Here is a 7,518-nt window from a genome sequence, read left to right as displayed (position 1 = left end):
GCGTTACAGTTATCCGTCGTGGGAAATCAATTGAAACTGTCGAAATTGCAGGAGCTACCAATGCTGATTTGGCGGAAATGATGGTAGGACGTTCTGTTTCCTTTAAAACAGAGAAACAAGCCTCTCAACCAAAAGAAGTGGTCTTGTCAATCAAAGATTTGGTGGTCAATGAAAACCGCGGTGTCCCAGCTGTGAAAAATCTGTCCTTGGATGTCCGTGCTGGAGAGATTGTTGGTATTGCGGGGATTGATGGAAATGGTCAGTCTGAACTGATTCAAGCCATTACAGGCCTTCGTAAGGTTGAATCTGGAAGCATCGAGCTAAAAGGAGATTCAATTGTAGGCTTGCACCCACGTCATATTACAGAGTTGAGTGTTGGGCACGTTCCAGAAGACCGTCACCGTGATGGCTTGATTTTGGAAATGATGATTTCTGAAAATATTGCCCTTCAAACCTACTATAAAGAACCACATAGTAAAAATGGAATTTTGAACTATTCAAATATTACTTCTTATGCTAAAAAGTTAATGGAAGAGTTTGATGTTCGTGCTGCCAGTGAATTTGTTCCTGCAGCTGCACTCTCAGGAGGAAATCAACAAAAAGCAATTATTGCTCGTGAAATTGATCGAGATCCTGATCTCCTTATCGTCAGCCAACCAACTCGTGGGTTGGACGTCGGTGCCATTGAATATATCCACAAGCGCTTGATTGAAGAGCGTGATAATGGCAAGGCTGTCCTTGTTGTCAGCTTTGAATTGGATGAAATTTTAAACGTCTCAGACCGCATTGCCGTTATCCACGATGGGAAGATTCAAGGTATTGTATCACCAGAAACAACCAATAAACAAGAACTTGGTGTCTTGATGGCTGGTGGAAACTTGGGAAAGGAGAAGAGTGATGTCTAAAAAATTACAACAAATTTCGGTTCCCTTGATTTCTGTCTTCCTAGGAATTTTACTTGGAGCCATTGTCATGTGGATCTTTGGTTATGATGCTATTTGGGGCTACGAAGAATTGTTCTACACAGCCTTTGGTAGCCTGCGTGGGATTGGAGAAATCTTCCGTGCTATGGGGCCTCTAATCTTGATTGCTCTTGGTTTTGCCGTTGCCAGTCGTGCAGGTTTCTTTAACGTCGGGCTTCCTGGTCAGGCCTTGGCTGGTTGGATTCTCAGTGGTTGGTTTGCCTTGTCGCATCCAGATATGCCACGTCCCTTGATGATTCTAGCAACCATCGTGATTGCCTTGATTGCAGGAGGGATTGTCGGTGCGATTCCAGGTATTCTTAGAGCCTATCTAGGGACGTCAGAGGTTATCGTAACCATTATGATGAACTACATCGTATTGTATGTAGGGAATGCCTTTATCCATGCCTTCCCTAAAGACTTTATGCAAAGTACAGATTCGACGATTCGTGTCGGGGCTAATGCAACCTATCAGACACCTTGGTTGGCTGAGTTAACTGGTAACTCGCGGATGAATATTGGTATTTTCTTTGCAATCATTGCCGTTGCAGTCATTTGGTTCATGCTTAAGAAAACAACTCTTGGTTTTGAAATCCGTGCGGTTGGTCTTAATCCACATGCTTCAGAATATGCTGGTATTTCTGCAAAAAGAACGATTATCCTATCAATGATTATTTCAGGTGCCTTGGCAGGTCTTGGTGGAGCTGTTGAAGGACTTGGAACCTTCCAGAACGTCTATGTTCAGGGGGCGTCATTGGCTGTCGGATTTAACGGGATGGCGGTTAGTCTGCTTGCGGCCAACTCACCAATTGGTATTCTCTTTGCAGCCTTCCTATTTGGTGTTCTCCAAGTTGGAGCCCCAGGTATGAATGCGGCGCAGGTACCATCTGAGCTTGTCAGCATTGTAACAGCGTCTATTATCTTCTTTGTCAGTGTTCATTACCTTATCGAACGCTTTGTCAAACCTAAAAAACAAGTTAAAGGAGGTAAGTAAAGATGTCTATTACAACCTTGCTCACCCTCTTGGTGTCTTCTATGCTGATTTACTCAGCACCCCTCATCTTTACAAGTATTGGTGGTGTTTTCTCTGAACGTGGTGGTGTGGTAAACGTCGGCCTTGAAGGAATTATGGTTATGGGTGCCTTTTCTGGAGTTGTCTTTAACCTTGAATTTGCAGAACAATTTGGAGCAGCAACTCCATGGCTATCTTTGATAGTTGCAGGATTGGTTGGTGGCCTCTTCTCTATTATCCACGCAGCAGCAACGGTTCATTTCCGTGCAGACCATGTTGTCAGCGGTACGGTATTGAACTTGATGGCGCCAGCCTTGGCTGTTTTCTTGGTGAAAGTACTTTATAACAAAGGACAAACTGACAACCTAAGTCAGACTTTTGGACGCTTTGATTTCCCAGTCTTGGCAAATATCCCAGTTATCGGTGATATTTTCTTCAAGTCAACTAGTCTACTTGGTTATCTGGCCATTGCCTTCTCATTCCTTGCTTGGTTTATCCTCTTCAAGACCCGCTTTGGTCTTCGTCTCCGCTCTGTAGGTGAGCACCCTCAAGCAGCGGATACCTTGGGAATCAATGTTTACAAGATGAGATATTTAGGGGTTATTATTTCAGGTTTCCTAGGTGGAATTGGCGGAGCGATTTATGCTCAATCCATCTCAGTTAACTTCTCAGTGACAACTATTGTTGGACCTGGATTTATCGCCCTTGCTGCGATGATTTTTGGAAAATGGAATCCAATCGGAGCCATGCTATCTAGTCTTTTCTTTGGACTTTCACAAAGTTTGGCTGTTATCGGTTCTCAATTGCCGTTCCTACAAGGTGTGCCAACAGTTTATCTTCAAATCGCACCTTATGTTTTGACAATACTTGTCTTGGCAGCTTTCTTTGGAAAAGCAGTTGCACCAAAAGCAGATGGTATCAACTATATAAAATCAAAATAAGCATACAAAAAACGTCAGTTCTGAACTGGCGTTTATTTTTTAGAATTTTGATGGGTTAAGTTTAATCCCCAAGGAACAAGATTTTCAGTCTTATTCTGGATACGTGTGATATTATCCTTATGCCGAATGATAATCAAGCTAGCAAGAGCTAGGATAATAGCGATGAAGAGAGGGTCATAGTTACTCAGGATAAAACCAAAAAGTGGAAAGAGTAGAACACCGATAACAGCTGCGATAGATGCTGTGACGCTAGATAGTGAAATCATACTACCAAGATAGAGGGTCCCAAAGAAAACAACTGCAAGGTAGAGACAGAAGACAGGTGCAAATCCGAAAATCACTCCAGCGCTAGTTGCGACAGCCTTGCCACCCTTAAATCCTGCAAAGATTGGAAAGGTATGGCCAATAACAGCCAAAAGTCCAAAGATGAGAGGCGAAACGCCTTGCAGATGAAACATAATCGGAAGAAGCGTTGCTAGGGTTCCTTTGAAAAAGTCAATGACAAAGGTTGCCATACCCGCTTTCTTACCTAAAATGCGGAAGGTATTGGTCGTTCCAGTGTTACCAGAACCATGCTCGCGCAGATTGATTTGAAAGAATACTTGTCCAATCCAGAGACCAGACGGAATTGAACCCAGCAGATAGGCTAGGATTAATAAAACTATTGTAATCATACTCCTATTATATCATGAAATGGAGAAGAAAGGCAGAGAATCTCTTCTGAAATTGTCACAGCGGAGAAAGAAAAATTTTGCAAAATCCTTGGAAAACCTGTAGAATAGTAAAGATGAACGAATAGGAGGTTCCTTGTGTCAAAAAAGGAAATCAATATTAACAATTATAATGATGATGCCATTCAGGTGCTAGAAGGGTTGGATGCAGTTCGAAAACGTCCAGGGATGTATATCGGATCGACCGATGGTGCTGGTCTCCACCACCTAGTCTGGGAAATCGTCGACAATGCTGTCGATGAGGCCTTATCTGGATTTGGTGACCGTATTGATGTCACCATCAATAAAGACGGGAGTTTGACTGTGCAAGACCATGGTCGTGGGATGCCGACTGGAATGCACGCTATGGGGATTCCAACAGTTGAGGTTATCTTTACCATTCTTCATGCTGGAGGGAAATTCGGTCAAGGAGGCTATAAAACATCTGGCGGTCTCCACGGGGTTGGTTCTTCCGTTGTAAATGCTCTATCTAGTTGGCTGGAGGTAGAAATCACTCGTGACGGTGCAATCTATAAGCAACGTTTTGAAAATGGTGGAAAACCTGTCACGACTCTGAAGAAAATCGGTACAGCGCCCAAGTCTAAAACAGGTACCAAGGTTACTTTTATGCCTGATGCGACCATCTTCTCTACTACAGACTTCAAGTACAATACCATCTCAGAGCGCCTTAATGAATCAGCCTTTCTCTTAAAAAATGTGACCTTGTCTTTAACGGACAAGCGAACAGATGAAGGGATTGAATTCCACTATGAAAATGGGGTGCAGGACTTTGTTTCTTATCTAAACGAAGACAAGGAAACCTTGACGCCAGTTCTGTACTTTGAAGGGGAAGACAATGGTTTTCAAGTGGAAGTAGCGCTTCAGTACAATGATGGATTTTCAGATAACATCTTGTCCTTTGTTAATAATGTTCGCACCAAGGACGGTGGAACGCATGAGACAGGACTCAAGTCTGCTATCACTAAGGTCATGAATGACTATGCGCGTAAGACGGGACTTCTCAAGGAAAAAGATAAAAACCTTGAAGGTTCAGACTACCGTGAGGGACTAGCGGCCGTTCTTTCTATCTTGGTTCCTGAAGAACACCTCCAGTTTGAAGGACAGACCAAGGATAAACTGGGAAGTCCTCTAGCTCGTCCCGTTGTGGATGGAATAGTGGCTGATAAGTTGACCTTCTTCCTTATGGAAAATGGTGAATTGGCTTCTAACCTCATCCGCAAGGCTATCAAGGCGCGAGATGCTCGTGAAGCAGCACGTAAGGCGCGTGATGAGAGCAGAAATGGGAAGAAAAATAAGAAAGATAAGGGCTTGCTGTCTGGTAAATTAACCCCAGCCCAGTCTAAAAACCCTGCTAAGAATGAGCTCTATTTGGTCGAGGGAGACTCTGCCGGTGGTTCTGCTAAACAAGGTCGTGATCGTAAGTTTCAGGCTATTCTTTCTTTACGTGGTAAGGTTATCAATACAGCTAAAGCCAAGATGGCGGATATCCTCAAAAATGAAGAAATCAACACCATGATTTATACTATCGGTGCGGGTGTCGGAGCAGACTTCTCCCTTGAAGATGCCAACTATGACAAGATCATTATCATGACCGATGCGGATACCGACGGTGCCCATATCCAGACCTTGCTCTTGACATTTTTCTACCGCTACATGCGTCCGCTAGTTGAGGCAGGGCATGTTTATATCGCTCTTCCGCCTCTTTACAAGATGTCCAAAGGTAAAGGCAAGAAAGAAGAAGTGGCCTATGCATGGACAGATGGAGAGCTAGAAGAACTCCGCAAGCACTTCGGTAAAGGAGCGACCCTTCAACGCTACAAGGGACTTGGTGAGATGAATGCGGATCAACTCTGGGAAACAACTATGAACCCAGAAACCCGTACCCTCATACGTGTCACCATCGAAGACCTAGCACGCGCCGAACGTCGAGTCAATGTCCTCATGGGAGACAAGGTAGAACCACGACGTAAGTGGATTGAAGACAATGTCAAGTTTACGCTGGAAGAAGCGACAGTTTTTTAAGTTAGTTTTTAATGAATGGGTATCAACATGAGAACTGAAACAGAAATGCTCGATGTAATTTTAAAGACTGCTGAAACTTTACAAGTCGCGGCTGTCGCCATGTCTGGTTCACGGACAAATCCAAAGGCCCTAAAAGATGAATTTCAAGATTACGATGTAGTCTATGTTGTAGAGAATCTGGACGAGCTGATCTCAGATTTATCTTGGACAGATCAGTTTGGTAAACGTATTATCGAGCAAGAGGTTAGGTTGGGACATCGCCGTCTATTTCTTATGCTCTTTGAAGATGGCAATAGGATTGATTTGACCCTCTGTCCTAAAGAACACATCAACGAGTGGGTGGGTAGTGAGGCAGGATTCACAGTTTTAGTAGATGAGAAAGGTTTGTTTGAGTCTTATTCTCCCAGTCCTCAGCGTTACTGGACAATCCCAGCTACTGAAACGGATTTTGAAAAATCCTGTAATGAATTTTGGTGGGTGTCAGCCTACGTGGTTAAAGGAATTTATCGTAATCAACTCACCTATGCGATCGACCATCTTTATGGAATTTGCCAACAAGTGCTACTAAAAGTCTTAGCTTGGCAGGTAGCAAGTGATAGGGGAAAAGTCGATATCGGAAAGAACTACAAGTACCTCTTTAACTATTTGCTTGCTGAGAAAGAGAATGAATTCTCAAGTCTACTTGATTTCTCAAATAGTGATAAAATCATTCAGTCTTTGTTTGATACGATGCAACTTTTCCACAAAGAAGCTCAAAGTCTTGCCCAGAAGATGAGATTTGACTACGATAAGGAAGTGGCTGAGAAGATGATTGAGTATGTTGAGCATAGGCTTCTTAATCGCTGACTAATTAAAAAGATTAAACTACAGAAGGATAGTTTGGTTCTTTATAGTAACCGAACACCTTTTCTGTAAAAACCTACTCTATATTCTTTGAAAGGAGTTGAACACGCCCTAAATGACGCGTGAAAAAGATAAATTCTCTGGTGAGCTTGCTTACTTCAAGAATTTTCTATTTTCACTTTATGCTTTACGGGCTCTGTATCCTATATGAGTAACATTCAAAACATGTCCCTGGAGGACATCATGGGAGAGCGCTTTGGTCGCTACTCCAAGTACATTATTCAAGACCGGGCTTTGCCAGACATTCGTGATGGCTTGAAGCCGGTTCAGCGCCGCATTCTTTATTCGATGAATAAGGATGGCAATACCTTTGACAAGAGTTACCGTAAGTCGGCCAAGTCTGTCGGGAACATCATGGGTAATTTTCACCCACACGGGGATTCTTCTATCTATGATGCCATGGTCCGTATGTCTCAGGACTGGAAGAACCGTGAGATTCTAGTTGAAATGCACGGTAATAACGGTTCTATGGATGGAGATCCGCCTGCAGCTATGCGTTATACCGAGGCGCGTTTGTCTGAGATTGCTGGCTATCTTCTTCAGGATATCGAGAAAAAGACTGTTCCTTTTGCATGGAACTTTGACGATACGGAGAAAGAGCCGACAGTCTTGCCAGCAGCTTTTCCAAACCTTTTAGTCAATGGTTCTACTGGTATTTCAGCTGGATACGCGACAGATATTCCTCCCCATAATTTAGCTGAGGTCATCGATGCGGCGGTTTATATGATTGACCATCCAACGGCAAAAGTTGAAAAACTCATGGAATTCTTGCCTGGGCCAGATTTCCCGACAGGAGGGATTATCCAAGGCCGTGATGAAATCAAGAAGGCCTATGAAACTGGGAAAGGGCGCGTGGTTGTTCGTTCCAAGACTGAGATTGAAAATCTAAAAGGTGGTAAGGAACAAATTGTTGTTACTGAGATTCCTTATGAAATCAACAAGGCCAA

General features: G+C 43.3%; 7 protein-coding genes. 6 read left to right on the top strand and 1 reads right to left on the bottom strand.

The genetic code is table 11. The features are described 5' to 3' along the window. From QZ359_RS05035 to QZ359_RS05025, 3 genes are all read left to right on the top strand, one after another. Positions 1 to 905, top strand: a 905-nt coding sequence (locus tag QZ359_RS05035; RefSeq protein WP_293963545.1) for an ATP-binding cassette domain-containing protein, incomplete at its 5' end; no start/stop codon positions are given. Further along, positions 898 to 1,956 carry an ABC transporter permease gene (locus tag QZ359_RS05030; protein WP_261052452.1) on the top strand — a complete coding sequence of 353 codons (1,059 nt, stop codon included), beginning with the start codon at positions 898 to 900 and terminating at the stop codon, positions 1,954 to 1,956. The genes QZ359_RS05035 and QZ359_RS05030, both read left to right, overlap by 8 nt. A gap of 2 nt (positions 1,957 to 1,958) precedes the next feature. Beyond that, on the top strand, positions 1,959 to 2,915 hold the full coding sequence (locus QZ359_RS05025) for an ABC transporter permease (protein ID WP_293963540.1): 957 nt from the start codon (positions 1,959 to 1,961) through the stop codon (positions 2,913 to 2,915). A gap of 32 nt (positions 2,916 to 2,947) precedes the next feature. On the opposite strand, the gene plsY is transcribed toward QZ359_RS05025, so the two are convergent. After that, positions 2,948 to 3,589 (bottom strand): glycerol-3-phosphate 1-O-acyltransferase PlsY, encoded by a 642-nt coding sequence (gene plsY, locus QZ359_RS05020; protein ID WP_070527256.1) that lies wholly within the window; start codon positions 3,587 to 3,589, stop codon positions 2,948 to 2,950. Between the two features lie 135 nt (positions 3,590 to 3,724). Here plsY and parE point away from each other — a divergent pair, with 135 nt between their 5' ends. The 3 genes from parE to QZ359_RS05005 form a co-directional block, all read left to right on the top strand. Then, the gene (gene parE, locus QZ359_RS05015; protein WP_293963535.1) at positions 3,725 to 5,668 is read left to right on the top strand and encodes a DNA topoisomerase IV subunit B; all 1,944 of its coding nucleotides are present in this window, start codon (positions 3,725 to 3,727) and stop codon (positions 5,666 to 5,668) included. A 27-nt stretch (positions 5,669 to 5,695) separates the two neighbouring features. Beyond that, positions 5,696 to 6,514, top strand: a complete 819-nt coding sequence (locus QZ359_RS05010; RefSeq protein ID WP_293963532.1) for an aminoglycoside 6-adenylyltransferase — start codon at positions 5,696 to 5,698, stop codon at positions 6,512 to 6,514. A gap of 204 nt (positions 6,515 to 6,718) precedes the next feature. Beyond that, positions 6,719 to 7,518 (top strand): DNA gyrase subunit A (locus QZ359_RS05005; RefSeq protein WP_293963530.1); only part of this gene is annotated, 800 nt, incomplete at its 3' end.

The sequence above is a fragment of the Streptococcus sp. genome, assembly GCF_019414905.1.
GTDB lineage: Bacteria > Bacillota > Bacilli > Lactobacillales > Streptococcaceae > Streptococcus.
This window is presented reverse-complemented; position numbering and strand designations above follow the sequence as displayed.

Coding starts and splice junctions, on each gene's coding strand:
- QZ359_RS05030 (WP_261052452.1), top strand. CDS start 898: ATGTCTAAAAAATTACAACAAATTTCGGTTCCCTTGATTTCTGTCTTC.
- QZ359_RS05025 (WP_293963540.1), top strand. CDS start 1,959: ATGTCTATTACAACCTTGCTCACCCTCTTGGTGTCTTCTATGCTGATT.
- plsY (WP_070527256.1), bottom strand. CDS start 3,589: ATGATTACAATAGTTTTATTAATCCTAGCCTATCTGCTGGGTTCAATT.
- QZ359_RS05010 (WP_293963532.1), top strand. CDS start 5,696: ATGAGAACTGAAACAGAAATGCTCGATGTAATTTTAAAGACTGCTGAA.